The 1,726-nt window shown below is 38.8% G+C and carries 1 protein-coding gene; it reads left to right on the top strand.

All coding sequences use genetic code 11. The features are described from left to right. Positions 1-302 precede the first annotated feature (302 nt). The gene (locus tag DBR11_RS20375) at positions 303-1,319 is read left to right on the top strand and encodes a LacI family DNA-binding transcriptional regulator (protein ID WP_108554465.1); all 1,017 of its coding nucleotides are present in this window, start codon (positions 303-305) and stop codon (positions 1,317-1,319) included. Positions 1,320-1,726 lie beyond the last annotated feature (407 nt).

The raw sequence follows: 1,726 nt of genomic DNA, 5'->3' as shown, positions 1-1,726 counted from the left end.
ATACATTATATTGGAATAATTGTAGACCTGTCTAGTCCTGGTTAATGGCTGAGCCTCACATCGTGCACACATTAGCCACACTTTCTCCACAAAAAGGTACCTGTTTGTGGGTGAATTGTGAAGGAGGTGTGTACAAAGTGTGAAGGAGTCCTTTCCTTGTGAAGAACCAGACTTATCCCAGCATCATCCGTTTGTTATCGGTTTCTGAAAATTATATCACATTATTTTTTATTGCCAGGTAACTTTTCTACTATATTTACCTCTAAATAAGTAAATAGCAAACCGGGGGATGAAGAAGACGCATGCATAATATCAATATAAAGGAACTGGCCAGGGCCCTGAACCTGTCTACTTCAACAGTTTCAAGAGCGTTTAGAGACAACAGTGATATCAGCAAGGGAACAAAACAAAGGATACTGGCGAAAGCCAAAGAACTTAACTACCAGCCCAACCACTATGCGAGTAACCTTCGGGAGCAGCGCAGCAAGACAATTGCAGTTATCGTGCCCGAGCTTGCCAATAACTTTTTTTCCCAGGCCATTCATGGAATTGAACGTATTGCTAGGGAGAAGGGCTATCATATCCTGATCTATGCCACAGAGGATGAGTATGAGAAAGAAGTTTCTTTTATCCACCACTTGCACAACGGGCGTGCAGATGGGATTATTATGTCGGTATCCGGTGAGGCCAATGACCATACTTATTTGAATGAACTGGCTCAGAAACGCCTGCCCCTGGTCTTTTTTGACCGTGTTTATGAGGATATTGTAACCCCCAGAGTCATCACCAACGATTACGACAGTAGCTTTTCTGCTGCGGAGCACCTGATCAAACAAGGCTGTTCCAAAATTGCTTATCTGGTAATCAATAAAAACCTATCCATAGGAAAGACCAGAATGCAGGGCTATATTGATGCATTAGAGAAGTATAAGGTCCCTTTTGATGACCGCCTGATTGTAGACTGCAGCAATAGTTATAAAAAGAACAATACCATTTTAAAGAAAATGCTGAAGGAACTGAAGCCTGATGGGGTCTTTACCTCAGTAGAGCGTTTGGCTTTTGCTACTTATTATGCCTGTTATGATCTGGAGATCAGGATTCCTGATGATCTGAAGGTGATCGGTTTTTCCAGTCTGGAGATCGCACCATTACTCAATCCTTCGTTAACCACAATTACACAGCCAGCTACCGAAATTGGGGTAGAAGCCGCCATGCTTTTGTTCAAAATGCTGGAGTCTCCGGAGTCGGTAGATGTCAATAAAAAAGTGGTACTGGACTCTAAATTAATCAAGCGAAAATCGACCGAAAAAAAGGCTTAAAAATGATGTTTTTTTAGCCCTCAAAATCACTGCTTATTGTTAAGTTTTTTTGATGTTTTTGTTAAAACGCGCAGAATTCGGTGTTTTTTACGTTGACCATTTTGGTTTAATAGTCAGTATTTTCGGGAACGTTCCCGGTATCGTTCCCGAAAATACATTCAAAAAGACCTTAGTGTATCACTTACACTTAAAATCTTAATTTTCATTTATAAATGATTGATATTCAGAAGTAAAAATATAAGGTGTGTATTTTTTGATTAAATAGACTTGAGATTTTTTTAGGTTTTTTGAAGCTGTTTTTAGTATAAAATAGGGTGCTAAAAAAAAATAAAATATAAAATTTTGAATTATCGTTGCCAAATGTAAATTTACCCTAAGTGTTATACACTCTGATTGTTAACCAAATA

The sequence above is a fragment of the Pedobacter sp. HMWF019 genome, from assembly GCF_003061025.1.
Taxonomy (GTDB): Bacteria; Bacteroidota; Bacteroidia; order Sphingobacteriales; family Sphingobacteriaceae; genus Pedobacter.
The sequence above is the reverse complement of the archived record's forward strand: the minus strand, read 5'-3'. Positions and strand labels throughout refer to the sequence as shown.